Raw genomic sequence first — 16,636 nt, forward strand, 5'->3', positions numbered from 1 at the left:
GTCATGACCGCGCTGGCAAGCCCAGCCGCGCTCGCCTCAGCCGACGCCATCCCCAGCGCCGACGACCTGATCGCGCGCGTCCAGAGTTACTACAGGGACGCGCCATCCGATCTCCTGCGCCGCGCGTACGACTATGCGCGCGAGAAGCACGCCCATCAGACGCGTTATTCCGGCGAGCCCTATTACGGCCACACCGTGGCCGTGGCGATGCTGCTGGCCGATCTCAGGCTGGACACCTCCACCATCATCTGCGGCCTCCTGCACGACACCGTGGAGGACACTGACGCCACGCTGGAGGAGGTCGAGGAGCTGTTCGGCTCCGACGTCGCCGAACTCGTCGACGGGGTCACGAAGCTCGGCCAGATGGAGCTCACCTCCAAGCGCACCAAGCAGGCGGAAAACCTGCAGAAGCTGGTGGTCGCGATCACGAAGGACGTGCGCGTCCTGCTCGTGAAGCTGTGCGACCGGCTGCACAACATGCGCACGCTGCATCACATCCCCAGGCCGGAGAAGCGCGAGCGCATCGCGCGCGAGACGCTGGACATCTACGCGCCCCTGGCGCGGCGCGTCGGGGTGAACCGGGTCTGCGTGGAACTCGAAGACCTCGCCTTCCGCAACATCAATCCGGCCGCCTACGAATCCATAGTGCGCCGGCTCAACGAACTGCGTTCCACGCGTGCGGAAGCGGTGGCCTCGGTGTCCATGGCGCTCGGCCAGCGCCTCGAGGAATCCGGGATCGAGGGGCGCGTGTTCGGCCGCGAGAAGCGGCCCTATTCGATCTGGCGCAAGCTGGAGCGCAAGCATGTCAGCTTCGACGAGATTGCGGACATCTACGCCTTCCGCATCATCGTGGAGCAACCCGACGACTGCTATCGCGCGCTCGGCGTCGTTCACCAGAGCTATCGCTGCGTCCATGACCGCTTCCGCGACTACATCTCGACGCCGAAGCCGAACAATTACCGATCGCTGCACACCACCATCATCGGCCCGCAGAACACGCGCGTGGAGCTTCAGATCCGCACCGAGGCGATGGAGGCGATCGCCGAGACCGGGGTCGCCGCGCACTGGCGCTACAAGTCGGGCAGCTATGCCTACGACCCGAAATCGGCCGAGGCCGCCGGCGGCGATCCGCTCGCGCGCCTGCGCCCCTTCGTGGAAATCCTCGAGCAGGGCGGCGATCCGGACGAATTCCTCGAGCACGCCAAGCTCGAGATGTTCGTCGACCAGGTCTACACCTTCACTCCCAAGGGCGATCTCATCGCCCTGCCGTCCGGCGCGACGCCGCTGGACTTCGCCTTCGCGGTGCACACCGAGCTCGGCTACACGGCGATCGGGGCGAAGATCAACGGGCGCAAGCGCCCCCTGCGCACCCGCCTGGTCAACGGCGACGTGGTCGAAATCATCAAGGGCGGCGTGCGCCAGCCACCGGCCGGCTGGGAGGACCTCGTCATCACCGGCCGGGCGCGCGCCGCGATCCGCAAGCTGATCCGTTCCTCCGAAGAGGAGGAATTCAAGCGCATCGGCAAGGTCATCGCCGAGCACGCCTTCCTGCGCGAGGGCAAGGAATTCCGCGAGAACAAGCTGGACGACGCCCTGAAGCGGCTCGAGCTCGACAGCGTCGACGCCATGTACCTCGAGCTCGGCCGTGGCCGCATCACCTCGAGCGACGTGCTCGAGGCGGTCTATCCCGGCCACAGGGAGATGCGCAAGGCCAAGCCCGGCGACCGGGAGCTCATCCAGGACGAGAGGGGTGGGCTCTACGTTGCCGGCCGCGGCCTGACGCCCGGCGTCTCGCTGCATTTCGCGAGCTGCTGCTCGCCGATCCCCGGCGACCGGATCGTCGGGGTGATGCGTCCGGAGAAGGGCATCGAGGTCCACGTCATCGACTGCCAGGTGCTGGCGAGCTTCGAGGACGAGGACGGCGAGGGCGAAGGCTGGATCGATCTGCGCTGGACGCCGGAAGCGCTGTCGGACGCGGTCTCGATCGGCCGGGTCAACGCCACGGTGAGGAACGAGCCCGGTGCGCTCGCCGAGATCGCGGGGGCGGTCGGCGAGGCGCGCGGCAATATCGCGAATATCCGAACGCTCACGCGCTCGAAGGACTTCTTCGACATGAGCTTCGACATCGAGGTCTTTGATGCCCGCCACCTGTCGAATATCGTGGCGGCGCTGAAGACCTGCGAACGGGTGATCTCGGTGGAGCGCGCCCGTTCGGCACAAGCCGAGGCCGACACCCAGGAGTGAGCATGACGAGCGACGAGGTGCTTGAGGAGTTCCGCGAGGCGGGTGCGCTCCTCGAAGGTCATTTCGTGCTGTCCTCCGGACTGCACAGCCCGATCTTCCTGCAGAAGGCGCTGGTATTCCGCGATGCCGGGCGGACCGAGCGCCTGTGCCGGGCGCTGGCGGCGCGCGTGCGCCAGGAGGTCGGGGACGGTCTCACGGCCATCGTCTCCCCGGCGATGGGCGGGATCATTCCCGGCTACGAGACGTCGCGGCATCTCAATCTGCCCTTCCTGTTCGTGGAGCGGGAGGAGGGCGAGTTCCGGCTGCGCCGCGGCTTCGAGCTGAACCGCTCCGACCGCGTGCTGATCGTGGAGGACATCGTCACGACCGGGCTGTCCTCGCGCGAATGCATCGCCGCGGTGGAGAAGACCGGGGCGAAGGTGGTCGCCGAGGGCTGCCTCGTGGACCGCTCGGGCGGGCGCGCCGATGTCGGCGTTCCCCTGGTCGCGCTTGCGACGGTCACCTTCCCCGCCTACCCGGCAGACGACCTGCCGCCCGAACTCGAACGGATCCCGGCCATCAAGCCGGGCAGCCGGGGACTGCAGGCATGAGTGTCAGGCTCGGCGTCAATATCGACCATGTCGCGACGATCCGGAACGCGCGCGGCGGGGACCATCCCGATCCGGTCCGGGCCGCCCTGATGGCACAGGAGGCCGGCGCGGACGGCATCACGGCCCATCTGCGCGAGGACCGGCGGCATATCGGCGACCGCGACATCGAGCGCCTGATCGAGGCGATCGACCTGCCGCTCAACTTCGAGATGGCCGCCACCGAGGAAATGCTCGCCATCGCGGTGCGCCACCGCCCGCATGCAGCCTGCATTGTCCCGGAGAAGCGCGAGGAACGCACCACCGAGGGCGGGCTCGACGTAGCGGCCAACCATGCCCATCTGCGCCCCTGCATCGAGAAGCTCGCCGCGGCCGGCTGCAGGGTCTCGCTCTTCATCGAGCCCGATCCCGTCCAGGTCGCGGTCGCCCACGCGCTCGGCGCGGCGGTCGTCGAGCTGCATACCGGCAAGTATGTCGAGCTCGTCTTCGCCGGCGAGACCGAGAAGGCGGCCGAGGAACTGCGCCGGCTGACCGCCGCGGCGGCCGACGGACACAGCCGGGGCCTCGAGATCCATGCCGGCCACGGCCTGACCTACGACACGGTCAAGCCGGTCGCGGCCATTCCCGAGGTCGCCGAGCTCAATATCGGGCACTTCCTCATCGGCGAGGCGATCTTCTCCGGGCTGGATTCGGCGATAAAGCGCATGCGCGCGCTGATCAGGGATGCGCGCGAAGAGGCGGCGGCGTGATCATCGGCATCGGCACCGACATCATCGACATAAGGCGCATCGAACGCTCGATCGAACGCTTCGGCGAGCGCTTCGTGAACCGCGTCTTCACTGACATCGAACGCGCCAAGGCCGAGAGCCGCCTGCGCTATGCCGACACGCTCGCCAAGCGCTTCGCGGCAAAGGAAGCCTGCGCCAAGGCGCTCGGCACCGGGATCTATCGCGGCGTCATCTGGCGCGATCTCGAAGTGATCAACATCAGGGGGGGCAAGCCCACGCTGAACCTGACGGGCAAGGCCGCCGCACGGCTCGACGAGCTGATGCCGCCCGGCCATGTCGCCAACATACAGCTCACCCTGACCGACGATCACCCCTGGGCCCAGGCCTTCGTCGTCATCGAGGCGGTGAGGGCGCCGTGAGCAGCCATGAGGATCCGAGCGCGCCTGACGCAATGGTCGCCGGCGATGCGGCCGAATTCGACACGGCCTGGACGCGCGCACCCGAATCCGTCGCGCGCGTGCCGGAGCGAACTCCGAACCGTGCGCTCCAGACCGCGCGCACGCTGATCTGGGCGCTGCTGATCGCGCTCGCGGTGCGCTCCCTGCTGTTCCAGCCCTTCCACATCCCGACCGGATCGATGAAGCCGACGCTTCTGGAGGGCGATTACGTCATCGCGTCGAAATTCGCCTACGGATTCGCGCCGGCCTCGCTGCCGGGCAATCCCCCGCTCGGTGACTGGCGCGTGTTCGGTGCGGCGCCCGCACGCGGCGATATCGTCGTGTTCCGCGCCCCCCAGGAACCGCATCAGGCCTACATCAAGCGGGTGATAGGACTGCCCGGGGACCGCGTCGCGATGATGGGCGGCGTGATCCTGCTCAACGACGTCGAGGTTCCGCGCGGCGATCGCGCCGAAAGGGCCGGGGAGACGGCGATGGGCCGCCACGTCGCCTATGAGAGCTGGCGCGAGATCCTGCCCGAAGGCATCGCCTATACCGTGCTCGACCGGGGTGACAGCGCCCTCGACCATGTCGCCGAGTTCACCGTTCCCGAGGGACATTACTTCGTCCTCGGCGACAATCGCGACGAATCCCGCGACAGCCGGGTGGCGCAGCCCGAGGGTCCGGGTCTGGTGCCGGCGAGCCATCTGATCGGGCGTGCCGAGATCGTCCTTCTCTCCGTCGACGAGCAATTCCAGCTCTTCGCGCCCTGGACCTGGTGGCGGGTCCGTCCGGCACGCTTCGCGCTCGGCCTCGACGGGAGTGCCGCATGACGACGCGCCTCGACCGGTTCCAGGAGCGAATCGGCTACCGCTTTGCCGACCTCGCGCTGCTCGAGCGCGCGCTCACCCATGCGAGCTATGGCGACGGGCGCCGGCGGGCGACCTCGAACGAGCGCCTGGAATTCCTCGGCGACCGGGTGCTGGGACTGCTCGCGGCCGAGCGCCTGTTCGCCGCATTCGAGGGCCTCGACGAGGGCGGGCTCGCCCATCGCCTCAACGCCCTGGTCAACAAGGAAGCCTGTGCCCGCGCCGCGCAGCGCTGTGGTCTCGGCGCGGCGCTGCAGCTCAGCCCGGCCGAGGAGCGCCTCGGGGGCCGGGAAAAGACCTCCATCCTCGGAGATGCCTGCGAGGCCGTGATCGGCGCGCTCTATCTCGATGGCGGGGTGGAGGCGGCCGGCGACTTCTTCGAGGCGTTCTGGGGCGAGGATCTCGCCGACATGATCCACCGCCCGAAGGATCCCAAGAGCCGGCTCCAGGAATGGGCGGCCCGTCTCGGCAGGCCGGCCCCGGTCTACGAGACCCTCGGCCGTTCCGGTCCCGATCACCGGCCCGTCTTCACCGTCGAGGTGGCTGTGGACGGGATCGGATCGGCGCAGGCGCAGGGACGTTCGAAACAGGAAGCCCAGCGCGCCGCGGCCCGCGCGCTGCTGGAAAGGGAGAATGCCGATGAACGCTGACATGCGAGCGGGGTTTGCCGCCATCATCGGCGCGCCGAACGCCGGCAAGTCCACGCTGGTCAACCGGCTGGTCGGCCGCAAGGTCTCGATCGTGACCCACAAGGTCCAGACCACGCGCTTCCAGGTGCGCGGCGTCGCCATGCGCGGGAGGAGCCAGATCGTGCTGGTCGACACGCCCGGCGTGTTCGCACCGCGCCGCCGGCTCGACCGGGCCATGGTGGCCGCCGCATGGGCCGGCGCGGAGGATGCCGACGTCATCGTCCACGTCGTGGATGCCCCCGCCGAGGCGCGGGGGCGCGCCGGTCGCGCCAAGCCCCAGGACGCGCGCGCCGCTGACGATGTCGAGCGCGTCGTCGACGGGCTGAGGGCGGCGAACCGCAAGGCCATCCTCGCGCTCAACAAGATCGACCAGATGAAGCGCGAGGATCTTCTAGCCCTCGCGCAGAAGCTCTTCGAGACCGGGGTCTATTCGGAGGTCTTCATGATCTCCGCCGAGACCGGGGACGGCACCGAGAAGCTCGCCGAGCGCCTCGCCGAACTCATGCCGCAAGGGCCTTTCCTCTATCCCGAGGACCAGATCGCCGACCTGCCCGAGCGCCTGCTCGCCGCCGAGGTGACGCGCGAGAAACTTTTCCTGCGCGTGCACGAGGAGCTGCCCTACAACGCGACCGTGGAGACCGAGACCTGGCAGGAGAAGAAGGATGGCTCGGTCCGGATCGATCAGGTCATCCTGCTGGAGTCCGAGCGCCACAAGCCGATCGTGGTGGGCAAGGCCGGCAGCGTCATCAAGGAGATCGGCCAGCGCGCGCGCGAGGAACTCGAGGACCAGCTCGGGCGCAAGGTCCATCTCTTCCTGCGAGTCATCGTCCGGCCTGGCTGGCAGGAACGGCGCGGCCACTACACCCCGCTGGGGCTCGATTTCGAGGCGTGATACGACGCAGTCATGGAATGGACCGAATCGGGCCGCATCGTCTCCGTACGCTCTCACGGAGAGACTTCGGCCATCGTCGAGATCCTCACGCGTGAGCACGGCCGCCATGCGGGCCTCGTGCGCGGCGGGCGCTCGCGCGCGATGCGGCCGGTCCTCCAGCCGGGAAACCGGGTGCAGGCCCATTGGCGCGCCCGGCTCGACGAGCATCTGGGAAACTACGAGGTCGAGGCCGACGCTTTGTCCGCCGGCATGCTGATGGACGACGCGCTGGCGCTCGCCGGGCTCAACGCAGCCTGCGCGGTCGCCGTCGCCGCGCTGCCCGAGCGCGAGCCCCATCCCAATGTCGCCGATGCCTTCGAGGTGCTGGTCCGCGCGCTCGAACAGCCCGAGGTCTGGCCGGCGATCTACGTGCGCTGGGAGGCGGGCCTGCTCGCCGATCTCGGCTACGGCCTCGATCTTCGAAAATGCGCGGCGACCGGCCAGACCCACGATCTCGCCTATGTCAGCCCGAAGACCGGCCGCGCGGTGAGCGTCGAGGCCGGCAGGCCCTATCACGACAAGATGCTGAAGCTTCCCGGCTTCATGACCGGCACGGGCGAACTCTCGCCCGGCGATGTGGAGGCAGGCCTTCGGATCACCGGCCATTTCCTCGAACGCCGCGTGCTCTGGCCGGCGGACCGTGTTCTGCCCGAGGCACGCCTGCGCATGATCGACCGGCTGGCAGGTGCGGGGGCGCTGTAAACGCCCCGCCTAGTTCGCCCTGCCGGCGACTTCGCGCTTGAGCACGTAGCGCTGGCCGTCGAAGCCTTCGAACAGGTCGCCGGTCTGGGGGTGGCCGACCGCGCCGTTGTGGGCGTCGGGCAGCAGGTTCTGCTCGGAAACGTAGGCGGTGTAGTAGCTCTCCGCGTTCTCCGCGAGCAGGTGGTAGAAGGGCTGGTCCCGTCTCGGTCGGATCGCCTCGGGGATGGACTGATACCATTCCTCGGTGTTGGCGAACTGGGGATCCACGTCGAACACCACGCCCCGGAACGGGAACAGGCGGTGGCGGACCACATCGCCGATCGAGAACTTCGCGTCTTTCGATTGCATAATCGTATTCCGCATGGAAATGAGGCACTTGGCGCACCGCCTCGGAGGGACGAACCGACTTTCGCCGACCGGTTGCAGCGCGCCTCGCTTCCGATATAGCGCGGTCATGTTATCATTTCCCTGAACGAAACACTCCGGCCGGGCGATGTGCCCGCTACACGCGCCGCTCCCCACGTGACAACGCGGCTGGCGCGAGGTGGAATCGGTCCGGTCTGACGAGGGAATTGCGCCATGGCCAAGGACGCAGCCGGCAGCGAGCCGGCGCGCTCCGGCCCGAATCGGCCCCGGCGCCAGAGCCGGGGCGAGCCTCTTTACGGGGCGATCGATCTGGGCACGAACAACTGCAGGATGCTGGTTGCGCGCAAGACGCGCGAAGGCTTCCGCGTGGTCGACGCCTATTCGCGGATCGTTCGCCTCGGCGAAGGACTCGGGGCCTCCGGCACGCTGTCGCAGGCCGCAATGGACCGGGCCCTGGAGGCGCTGAAGGTCTGCGCCCAGAGGCTGGAGAAGAAGCACGTCGCACGTCTGCGCGCGATCGCGACCGAGGCCTGCCGTCGGGCTTCCAACGGACCGGCCTTCATTGAGCGCGTGCGCGAGGAGACAGGGCTCGAGCTGGAGATCGTCACACCGGAGGAGGAAGCGCGTCTCGCCGTCCAGGGCAGCCTCGACCTGCTCGACGAGGGCATGGATGCGGCGGTGGTGGTCGACATAGGGGGCGGATCCACGGAGCTTTGCTGGGTGGATCTCGCCGAATGGCGTGCCCGCGGCGGCTTCGCCAGCGGCGGGCGTCCGCCGCTGCGGGGCTGGTCGACCATGCCGATGGGCGTGGTCACGCTTTCCGAGCACTTTCCCGAGCCCGAGGACGACGCGGCCCGCGGGGAATGGTACGAGGCGATGAAGGCCCATGTGCGGGCGCACATGAAGGCGCCCAAGGGCGCACGCCGCCTCCGCCCCGTCTTCCAGGCCGGCAAGGCGCACATGGTGGGCACTTCGGGCACGGTGACCTCCGTCGCCGGCGTCCATCTCGGGCTGGAGCGCTACGACCGTTCGCGCGTGGACGGGCTCTGGATCGAGACCGAAGAGGCCCATGCGGTTTGCAGGCGCCTCGCGTCGAAGGACGCGGCGGGCCGGGCGCGGGAAGGCTGCATCGGCACCGAGCGGGCCGATCTCGTGGTCGCCGGCTGCGCGATCCTCGAAGCGGTGATGGAAGCCTGGCCCACGCAGCGCATGCGCGTCGGCGACCGGGGCCTGCGCGAGGGGCTTCTCCTCAATCTCATGCGCAAGAAGCGCCGGCGCGGGCGGCGCGGCGGCGCGCCCCGCGGCAAGGGACCGACATCATGAGCGACGAGAACGAAGGCGACGGCGAGGAACGCCGCCGGCGCCGGACCGGTCCGGTGAAGAGGGGCGGGGACACCCGCGCCGCCAAGCAGTTCCACGAGCGGGTCAAGACGGCGCGCAAGCGCAAGCTCTCCTCGCAGCGCTGGCTCGAGCGCCAGCTCAACGACCCGTACGTCCAGCGGGCGAAGCAGGAAGGCTATCGCAGCCGCGCCGCCTACAAGCTCACCGAGCTCGACGACCGGTTCCATTTCCTGAAGGCCGGCGCGCGCGTGGCCGATCTCGGCGCGGCGCCCGGCGGCTGGGTGCAGGTCGCCCTGCAGCGCGGCGCCTCGAAAGTGGTCGGTGTCGATCTCCTGGAGATGGAGCCGATCGCCGGAGCCGAACTTCTCACGCTCGACTTCACCGAACCCGGCGCACCCGATCAGGTCAAGGCCGCGCTCGGCGGGCCGGCCGACGTGGTGCTTTCCGATCTCGCGCCCTGGACGACCGGTCACAAGCAGACCGACCACCTGCGCATCATGGCCCTGGTGGAGGCCGCGGCGCAGTTCGCCGTCGAGACCCTGAAACCGGGCGGCACCTTCGTCGCCAAGGTCTTCCAGGGCGGAGCGGAGAGCGAGGTGCTGGACATGCTCAAGGCGCGCTTCGACAAGGTCAAGCATGCCAAGCCCGAGGCCAGCCGCGCGGAGAGCGCGGAGACCTATCTCGTTGCGACGGGCTTCAGGGGCTAGGATCCCGCCATTGATCACATGAACGTTGTTCGTATAAGATGGTGGGCATGACCGACGCCACGCTCAGTTCCGCTTCCGAATCCCGCGCCCTGCCGGACTTCCCGCACGGGCCGATCCGGCCGTTCGAAGCGTGGCGGGCCTTCTGGGATCTCGTCGCGGACCGCGACAACACGGTGCACGTCTTCCGGTTCTTCATGGCGGTGAACGGCAAGACGGCCGGCACCTCCTTCCGGCGGTTCCTGAAATCCGATTTCGGACGCAAGATGCTCGCCGACCCGCATTACATCGACCGCATCCTGCTCGACCGGAAAACCCTGGAGGCAGCGGGGCCCGGCACCGTCGCGGCCAGCTATCTGCATTATCTCGACAGCGAGAACCTGCATCCGCTCGGCGTCCACCAGGCCGCCAAGGACGCCGCCCCTGAACTCTGGGCGCGCATGGAGCGCGACTATCCCGAATATGCCGTCATGCGCCGCACCACGGCCATCCTGCACGATCTCTACCACGTGCTGACCGGCTACGGCCGCGACCCGCTGGGCGAGGCGGTGCTGCTGGAGTTTTCCGGTGCGCAGAGCGGCAATCGCGGCGCGCGCCTGCTCGGCCGCGCGGCGGGCCTGCGCATCCGCTCGGAGATCCGCTCCTGGCCGGTGGGCCGGATGATGGACAACGCCGTCAGGATGGCGCGCGAGGCCACCGATCTCGCCCTCGTCGATCCGGCCGACTATCTCCACCTGCCGCTCGACGAGGCACGGGCCATGCTCAACATCGTGCCCGATCCGGTCTACCGGAAGATCCGCGCGGAGTGGACCGGTCCGGAGCCCGTGAGCGGCAAGGCAGCCTGACCCTCTCCAAGCGCACTCCCTCCCTTGCCTCGCAGCCAAAACCTGCTAAAGCGGCCCCGCAAGAGAGAAGGAGGTCTCCCCATGGAGATTCGCGAAGGTCTCACCTTCGACGATGTGCTCTTGCAGCCCGGCGCATCCGAAGTCCTGCCTGCCGATGCGGACATCCGCACGCACGTCACGCGCGCCGTGCCGCTCAACATCCCGATCCTGTCGGCCGCGATGGACACCGTCACCGAGGCGCCTCTGGCGATCGCCATGGCCCAGGCCGGCGGGCTCGGCGTCATCCATCGCAACATGACGAACGAGGAGCAGGCCGAGGAAGTCAGGCGCGTGAAGCGTTACGAGAGCGGCATGGTGATCAATCCGATCACGATCACGCCCGATGCGCGCCTCGCCGACCTGCAGGCCCTGATGGAGCGCCACAGGATCTCCGGCATCCCGGTGGTCGAGGGCGGCGGCAACGGCACCCCGGGCCGGCTGGTCGGCATCGTCACCAACCGTGACGTCCGCTTCGCCGAGGATGCGAACGAGACGGTCGCGAACCTGATGACCTCGCAGAACCTCGTCACGGTCAAGCCGGGCGTCTCCCAGGCGGAGGCCCGCCGCCTCCTGCACAAGCACCGCATCGAACGCCTCCTCGTCGTCGACGACGAGAATCGCTGCGTCGGCCTGATGACGGTGAAGGACATGGAGAAGGCCCAGGCCCATCCCATGGCCGCGAAGGACGAGCACGGCCGCCTGCGCGTCGCCGCGGCGACCACCGTGGGCGATGCCGGCTTCGCCCGCGCCGAGGCGCTGATGGACGCCGGCGTCGACGTCATCGTCATCGATACCGCCCACGGCATGTCGAGATCGGTGCTCGACCAGGTGCTCCGCATCAAGAAGGCCTCCAACCGGACCCAGGTCGTCGCCGGCAACGTGGCGACCTATGACGGTGCGAAGGCCCTGTACGACGCCGGCGCGGACTGCGTGAAGGTCGGCATCGGACCGGGCTCGATCTGCACCACCCGCATCGTGGCGGGCGTCGGCGTGCCCCAGCTCACCGCCATCATGGACGCGCGGCGCGCGGCCGAGGGCTATGACGGCACGATCATCGCCGATGGCGGGATCAAGTATTCCGGCGATCTCGCCAAGGCGATCGCGGCCGGGGCCGATTGCGTGATGATGGGCTCGATGCTCGCCGGCACCGAGGAAGCGCCCGGCGAGGTCTTCCTCTACCAGGGCCGGTCCTACAAGGCCTATCGCGGCATGGGCAGCGTCGGCGCGATGGCGCGCGGCTCGGCCGACCGCTATTTCCAGAAGGAAGTCTCCGACAAGATGAAGCTGGTGCCCGAAGGCATCGAGGGTCAGGTCCCCTACAAGGGCCCGGCCGGTCCCATCCTGCACCAGATGGTCGGCGGGCTTCGCGCGGCCATGGGCTATACCGGCGCGAACTCGATCAAGGACTTCCAGGAGAAGGCCGTCTTCGTGCGCATCACCAATGCCGGCCTTCGCGAAAGCCATGTCCACGATGTGGCGATCACCCGTGAAGCGCCGAACTATCCGACGCCGCAATAGATGCGGGACGGCGGACGTATCCAGGCCGCGATCGAGGTCGTCGACGCGGTGCTGAACCGGCATCAGCCGGTCAAGGACGCCCTGCGCGACTGGGGCAAGGCACACCGCTTCGCCGGCTCCGGCGACCGCGCCTGGATTTCCGGTCTCGTCATGGACGCGCTGCGCTCGAAGGCCTCGGCGGCCTTCCTGATGGGCGAGGATACGCCCAGGGCCATCGTGCTCGGCACGCTCGCGCGCGGCTGGGCGCTGACGCCGGACGACATCGCGCGCACCTTCGAGGGCGACGAGCACGCGCCCGAAGCGCTGGGCGAGGCCGAGCGTGCCGCGCTGTCGCGCGACATGGCCGATGCGCCGCTGCCCGTGCGCGCCGACATCCCGGAATGGCTGGAGGAAAGCTTCACGCGTGCCTTCGGCGAGGATGCGGTGATCGAGGGCCAGGCCATGGCGGGACGCGCGCCGGTCGACCTGCGCGTCAACGTACTGAAGGCCGAGCCGGACAAGGCGCTCGCCGCGGTCGTGGCGAAGCTGAAGGACGCGCAAGCCAGCGAGCTGGTCAAGAACGCCATCCGCATTCCGGAGACCGACCCGAAGGCCAAGTCCCCGCCCGCCGACGCCATTCCCGCCTACGGCAAGGGCTGGGTCGAGGTGCAGGATCTCGGGTCCCAGATCGCCGCGCTCGCCGCCGGGGCAGCACCGGGTTCGCAGATCCTGGATTATTGCGCCGGCGCGGGCGGCAAGACGCTGGCGCTCGCCGCGCTGCTGAACAATACCGGCCAGATCCACGCCTGGGACTATGACTGGCGGCGCCTGCGCGCCATCTGGCCGCGCCTTCAGCGCGCCGGCGTGCGCAATGCCCAGGTCCATGACGGCAGCGAGGCCGACGCCCTCTCGGGCCTGGCGGACAGGATGGATGTCGTCTTCGTCGATGCGCCGTGCACCGGCTCGGGCACCTGGCGCCGGCGCCCGGATTCCAAGTGGCGCCTGAAGCCCGAAGCCCTCGACAAGCGCATCAAGGAACAGACGCTCGTCCTTGAAAATGCAAGCAGATACGTCAAGCCCGGCGGGCGGCTCGTCTACGTGACCTGCTCCATCCTGCCGCAGGAGAACGAGGACCGCGCCGCCGAATTCCTCGACGCGCACCGCGATTTCGAACCCGTTGCGGCGGTCGAGGCGATGGCGTCGACAGGGCTGCTCACCGAAGAGGGCGAGATCCAGATCGGCGCCTGCGCGGGCCGCTTCGGCGCGGTGCAACTCACTCCGGCGAGGACCGGCACGGACGGATTTTACGTCTGCGTGATGGAGAAGAAAGAATAGCGATGACGACCGACATCACCGAACATCACGAGAAGCTGCTGGTCATCGATTTCGGCAGCCAGGTCACCCAGCTCATCGCGCGCCGGCTTCGCGAGAGCGGGATCTATTGCGAGATCCATCCCTTCAACAAGGTGGACGACGCCTTCCTGCAGAAGTTCGCGCCGAAGGCCGTGATCCTGTCGGGCGGGCCGGCGAGCGTGCACGGCGAGGGCACGCCGCGCGCGCCGCAGCGCGTCTTCGAGATGGGCATCCCGGTCCTGGGCATCTGCTATGGCGAGCAGACCATGTGCGCCCAGCTCGGCGGCAGCGTCGAACCGGCCCAGGAGCGCGAGTTCGGCCGCGCCGATATCGAGATCGTCGCCGAGAGCCCGCTCTTCGAGGGGCTCGGCGGGGTCGGTCATTCCGAGCGCGTCTGGATGAGCCATGGCGACCGCGTGAACGCGATCCCGCAGGGCTTCCACCCGATCGCGGTCACCCGCCACGCGCCCTTCGCGGCGATCGCCGACGAATCCCGGCGCTTCTACGGCGTGCAGTTCCACCCCGAAGTCGTCAACACGCCGCGCGGCGCGCTCATCCTGCGCAATTTCACGCACCGGATCGCCAACATGCACGGCGACTGGACGATGGCCGCCTTCAAGGACGAGGCGATTGCCAAGATCCGCGAGCAGGTCGGTGACGGCAAGGTGATCTGCGGGCTTTCGGGCGGGGTGGACTCTTCCGTGGCCGCGGTGCTGCTGCACGAGGCGATCGGGGACCGGCTGACCTGCGTCTTCGTCGATACCGGCCTGATGCGCCACGGCGAGGCCGACCAGGTCGTCGAGCTGTTCCGCGAGCACTACAACATCCCGCTGGTGGCCGCCTACGAGGAGGAGCGCTTCCTCTCCGCGCTCGAGGGCGTCAGCGACCCGGAAACGAAGCGCAAGACGATCGGCAAGCTCTTCATCGACGTGTTCGAGGAGAATGCGAGGATGGCCGGCGGGGCGGACTTCCTCGCCCAGGGCACGCTCTATCCGGACGTGATCGAGAGCGTCTCCTTCGCCGGCGGCCCCTCGGTCACGATCAAGTCCCACCACAATGTCGGCGGCCTGCCCGAGCGCATGAACATGAAGCTCGTGGAACCCCTGCGCGAGCTGTTCAAGGACGAGGTGAGGGAGCTCGGCCGCGAGCTCGGCCTGCCCGAGGCCTTCGTCGGGCGCCATCCCTTCCCGGGACCGGGCCTGGCTATCCGCATTCCGGGTGCCGTCACAAAGGAGAAGGCCGATATCCTGCGCCATGCCGACCGGATCTATATCGAGGAGATCCGCAATGCCGGCCTCTACGACGCGATCTGGCAGGCCTTCGCCGTGCTGCTTCCGGTCCAGACCGTCGGCGTGATGGGCGACGCGCGCACCTACGACCACGTGCTCGCCCTGCGCGCGGTCACCAGCGTGGACGGCATGACCGCCGACTACTTCCCCTTCGACCACGACTTCCTCGGCCGCGTCGCCACCCGCATCATCAACGAGGTGCGTGGCGTGAACCGCGTCGTCTACGACGTGACCTCCAAGCCGCCGGGGACGATCGAGTGGGAATGATTCCGCGTCTCTCGCGGACTATCGCGAACGATCAATAAATTCAACAAATACAATAGCTTGATACCGATTTTCGTTCGGTGTCTATCGCCTTCTATCGCGGGCCAACGGAACATTCTGACGGTATCGCCTGACGGTATACAAATTGCCTCTTCCTGCCTAAAGTCAAAATACCGTCAGCCCATTTTGGCGGCCTGACGGTATTTTTTCGGCATAACGCATTGAAAAATAAGTTTTTTGTTGTGGAAAATTGGCCATTTCGGCCTGACGGTAAAATTGGTGGGAAGGAGGCGCAACATGCTGACCGATATTGCAATCAAGTCTTTGAAATCAAAGGATAAACCCTACAAGGTCGCAGACCGGGACGGTCTCTATGTGTCCGTCGCGCCGACGGGCACCAAGACCTTCCGCTACGATTACCGTGTGAACGGGCGCCGGGAGACGCTGACCATCGGGCGTTATGGCAAGTACGGGATCACGCTGGCGGCTGCGCGCGAGAAGCTGATCGATGCGAAGAAGCTCGTGGATGAGGGTGTCTCACCCGCCAAGGAAAAGAAGCGGGCCAAGGCCAAAGCGAAATCCGAAGGGACGTTCGGGGAGCTTGCTCAGCGCTGGCTCGCTGAGAGCGAGATGTCGGACTCGACCCGCGACATGCGTCGTCACATTGTCGATCGTGACCTGATCCCGGCGCTGGGCAATTACACCTTGCGCGAAGTGACGAGCGAGGACGTCCGTCAGCTCTGCGACAAGATCAAGAAGCGGGGCGCGCCTTCAACGGCGCTGCACGCCCGCGAGTTCATCAAGCTCATCTACGCCTTCGCCAATTTGCACGGCATCCGTGTCGAGAATCCCGCCGAGGAGGTCGATCCCCGGTCGATCGCGCGTGTCCGGCCCCGCGACCGCTCGCTCACGCCGCTGGAGATCCGGGTCCTCTATCGCGTGCTCGAAGAGATCACCGCCAATCCGACGCTGAAGCTCGGCGTGAAATTCATCCTGCTGACGATGAAGCGCAAGACCGAGGTCGCCCATGCGACATGGGATGAAGTCAGTTTCCAGGATGCGGTCTGGACCATCCCGAAGAAGCGGATGAAGACCGGCCTCGACCACAATGTCTATCTGTCGAACCAGGCGCTCGATATTCTGGTGGCGCTTAAAACCTGCGCAGGCGGATCGAAATACGTCTTCCCGTCGCGCTATGACACGTTTCGCCCGATATCGAATGCGACCTTCAACCGGATCACCGACAGCGCCCACAAGCTGGCAAGCGAGATGGAGCTTCCGCTGGAGCCTTTCACCGTCCACGACCTGCGGCGCACGGGCTCGACGCTCCTGAATGAGCTTGGTTTCAATCGCGACTGGATCGAAAAAAGCCTCGCGCACGAAGACCGGCGCTCTTCGCGTGGGGTCTACAACAAGGCCGAATATGCAGACCAGCGCCGCCACATGATGCAGGAATGGGCCGACATGATCGATGCCTGGGCTGCGGGTGAAAGCCGCAAGCCGAACATCATCCCGGAGAGCATGGCGGTCTACGCCGCTGATCCGAGGGTGGGGTGATCGTCACTTCCGGTTCGGGCGCAGAAGGAGTCTTTACGACCGGCATGAAGCGTAGGCCAAAGCTGACGTTTGCGATTGCGGCGCGAAGCAGCGCTGATGGCGCCAAACGGCCAATCGTGGATCCCAGGTCAGATTGGATGAATGTCGTGGACAATCCCATGTTGCAACACATCGGTCTAAGTAGGAAGGTGTAA

General features: G+C 67.4%; 16 protein-coding genes. 15 read left to right on the forward strand and 1 reads right to left on the reverse strand.

Annotation, left to right across the window (positions count from 1 at the left end):
- Nucleotides 1–3: 3 nt before the first annotated feature.
- From JW792_RS04150 to recO, 8 genes are read left to right on the forward strand one after another with little or no spacing between them, the layout of a single operon-like run.
- Nucleotides 4–2,244, forward strand: coding sequence for a RelA/SpoT family protein (locus JW792_RS04150; protein ID WP_135997430.1), 2,241 nt, complete (start codon nt 4–6; stop codon nt 2,242–2,244).
- 2 nt (nt 2,245–2,246) lie between these two features.
- Complete coding sequence (gene pyrE / locus JW792_RS04155; protein WP_135997431.1) at nt 2,247–2,834, forward strand: orotate phosphoribosyltransferase; 588 nt, start codon at nt 2,247–2,249, stop codon at nt 2,832–2,834.
- Nucleotides 2,831–3,580 (forward strand): pyridoxine 5'-phosphate synthase, encoded by a 750-nt coding sequence (locus JW792_RS04160; RefSeq protein ID WP_135997432.1) that lies wholly within the window; start codon nt 2,831–2,833, stop codon nt 3,578–3,580. The genes pyrE and JW792_RS04160 overlap by 4 nt, the downstream gene beginning before the upstream one ends.
- Nucleotides 3,577–3,978 carry a holo-ACP synthase gene (gene acpS / locus JW792_RS04165; RefSeq protein WP_135997433.1) on the forward strand — a complete coding sequence of 134 codons (402 nt, stop codon included), beginning with the start codon at nt 3,577–3,579 and terminating at the stop codon, nt 3,976–3,978. Before JW792_RS04160 ends, acpS begins: the two co-directional genes overlap by 4 nt.
- Nucleotides 3,975–4,829, forward strand: a complete 855-nt coding sequence (gene lepB / locus JW792_RS04170; RefSeq protein WP_135997434.1) for a signal peptidase I — start codon at nt 3,975–3,977, stop codon at nt 4,827–4,829. Before acpS ends, lepB begins: the two co-directional genes overlap by 4 nt.
- A complete protein-coding gene (rnc, locus tag JW792_RS04175) occupies nt 4,826–5,515 on the forward strand; it encodes a ribonuclease III (protein ID WP_135997435.1) in 690 nt (229 codons plus the stop codon). Before lepB ends, rnc begins: the two co-directional genes overlap by 4 nt.
- Complete coding sequence (gene era, locus JW792_RS04180; RefSeq protein WP_135997436.1) at nt 5,499–6,446, forward strand: GTPase Era; 948 nt, start codon at nt 5,499–5,501, stop codon at nt 6,444–6,446. Before rnc ends, era begins: the two co-directional genes overlap by 17 nt.
- A gap of 12 nt (nt 6,447–6,458) precedes the next feature.
- Entirely contained in the window at nt 6,459–7,187 is a 729-nt protein-coding gene (gene recO, locus JW792_RS04185) for a DNA repair protein RecO (protein ID WP_135997437.1), read from the forward strand.
- 9 nt (nt 7,188–7,196) lie between these two features.
- On the opposite strand, the gene hspQ is transcribed toward recO, so the two are convergent.
- Nucleotides 7,197–7,535, reverse strand: a complete 339-nt coding sequence (gene hspQ, locus JW792_RS04190; protein WP_135997438.1) for a heat shock protein HspQ — start codon at nt 7,533–7,535, stop codon at nt 7,197–7,199.
- A 231-nt stretch (nt 7,536–7,766) separates the two neighbouring features.
- Between hspQ and JW792_RS04195 the strand changes: the two genes are divergently transcribed.
- The 7 genes from JW792_RS04195 to JW792_RS04225 all read left to right on the forward strand — a co-directional run bounded on the left by JW792_RS04195 (nt 7,767) and on the right by JW792_RS04225 (nt 16,442).
- Nucleotides 7,767–8,876 carry a Ppx/GppA phosphatase family protein gene (locus JW792_RS04195; protein ID WP_135997439.1) on the forward strand — a complete coding sequence of 370 codons (1,110 nt, stop codon included), beginning with the start codon at nt 7,767–7,769 and terminating at the stop codon, nt 8,874–8,876.
- A complete protein-coding gene (locus tag JW792_RS04200; protein WP_135997440.1) occupies nt 8,873–9,601 on the forward strand; it encodes an RlmE family RNA methyltransferase in 729 nt (242 codons plus the stop codon). The genes JW792_RS04195 and JW792_RS04200 overlap by 4 nt, the downstream gene beginning before the upstream one ends.
- Before the next feature lie 47 nt (nt 9,602–9,648).
- Nucleotides 9,649–10,443: a Coq4 family protein gene (locus JW792_RS04205; RefSeq protein ID WP_158291657.1), complete on the forward strand. Its 795-nt coding sequence runs from the start codon at nt 9,649–9,651 to the stop codon at nt 10,441–10,443.
- 81 nt (nt 10,444–10,524) lie between these two features.
- Nucleotides 10,525–12,000, forward strand: a complete 1,476-nt coding sequence (guaB, locus tag JW792_RS04210) for an IMP dehydrogenase (protein ID WP_135997442.1) — start codon at nt 10,525–10,527, stop codon at nt 11,998–12,000.
- Complete coding sequence (locus JW792_RS04215) at nt 12,001–13,314, forward strand: RsmB/NOP family class I SAM-dependent RNA methyltransferase (RefSeq protein WP_135997443.1); 1,314 nt, start codon at nt 12,001–12,003, stop codon at nt 13,312–13,314.
- 2 nt (nt 13,315–13,316) lie between these two features.
- Nucleotides 13,317–14,888 carry a glutamine-hydrolyzing GMP synthase gene (guaA, locus tag JW792_RS04220; protein ID WP_135997444.1) on the forward strand — a complete coding sequence of 524 codons (1,572 nt, stop codon included), beginning with the start codon at nt 13,317–13,319 and terminating at the stop codon, nt 14,886–14,888.
- Nucleotides 14,889–15,182: 294 nt separating this feature from the next.
- On the forward strand, nt 15,183–16,442 hold the full coding sequence (locus tag JW792_RS04225; RefSeq protein ID WP_034763719.1) for a tyrosine-type recombinase/integrase: 1,260 nt from the start codon (nt 15,183–15,185) through the stop codon (nt 16,440–16,442).
- Nucleotides 16,443–16,636: the final 194 nt, after the last annotated feature.

It is taken from the genome of Marinicauda algicola, from assembly GCF_017161425.1.
In the GTDB taxonomy this organism is placed as follows: domain Bacteria; phylum Pseudomonadota; class Alphaproteobacteria; order Caulobacterales; family Maricaulaceae; genus Marinicauda; species Marinicauda algicola.

Excerpts from the sequence above, each read along its gene's own strand:
- JW792_RS04150 (WP_135997430.1), top strand. The coding sequence starts at position 4 with ATGACCGCGCTGGCAAGCCCAGCCGCGCTCGCCTCAGCCGACGCCATC.
- pyrE (WP_135997431.1), top strand. The coding sequence starts at position 2,247 with ATGACGAGCGACGAGGTGCTTGAGGAGTTCCGCGAGGCGGGTGCGCTC.
- JW792_RS04160 (WP_135997432.1), top strand. The coding sequence starts at position 2,831 with ATGAGTGTCAGGCTCGGCGTCAATATCGACCATGTCGCGACGATCCGG.
- rnc (WP_135997435.1), top strand. The coding sequence starts at position 4,826 with ATGACGACGCGCCTCGACCGGTTCCAGGAGCGAATCGGCTACCGCTTT.
- era (WP_135997436.1), top strand. The coding sequence starts at position 5,499 with ATGCCGATGAACGCTGACATGCGAGCGGGGTTTGCCGCCATCATCGGC.
- recO (WP_135997437.1), top strand. The coding sequence starts at position 6,459 with ATGGAATGGACCGAATCGGGCCGCATCGTCTCCGTACGCTCTCACGGA.
- hspQ (WP_135997438.1), bottom strand. The coding sequence starts at position 7,535 with ATGCAATCGAAAGACGCGAAGTTCTCGATCGGCGATGTGGTCCGCCAC.
- JW792_RS04195 (WP_135997439.1), top strand. The coding sequence starts at position 7,767 with ATGGCCAAGGACGCAGCCGGCAGCGAGCCGGCGCGCTCCGGCCCGAAT.
- JW792_RS04200 (WP_135997440.1), top strand. The coding sequence starts at position 8,873 with ATGAGCGACGAGAACGAAGGCGACGGCGAGGAACGCCGCCGGCGCCGG.
- JW792_RS04205 (WP_158291657.1), top strand. The coding sequence starts at position 9,649 with ATGACCGACGCCACGCTCAGTTCCGCTTCCGAATCCCGCGCCCTGCCG.
- guaB (WP_135997442.1), top strand. The coding sequence starts at position 10,525 with ATGGAGATTCGCGAAGGTCTCACCTTCGACGATGTGCTCTTGCAGCCC.
- JW792_RS04215 (WP_135997443.1), top strand. The coding sequence starts at position 12,001 with ATGCGGGACGGCGGACGTATCCAGGCCGCGATCGAGGTCGTCGACGCG.
- guaA (WP_135997444.1), top strand. The coding sequence starts at position 13,317 with ATGACGACCGACATCACCGAACATCACGAGAAGCTGCTGGTCATCGAT.
- JW792_RS04225 (WP_034763719.1), top strand. The coding sequence starts at position 15,183 with ATGCTGACCGATATTGCAATCAAGTCTTTGAAATCAAAGGATAAACCC.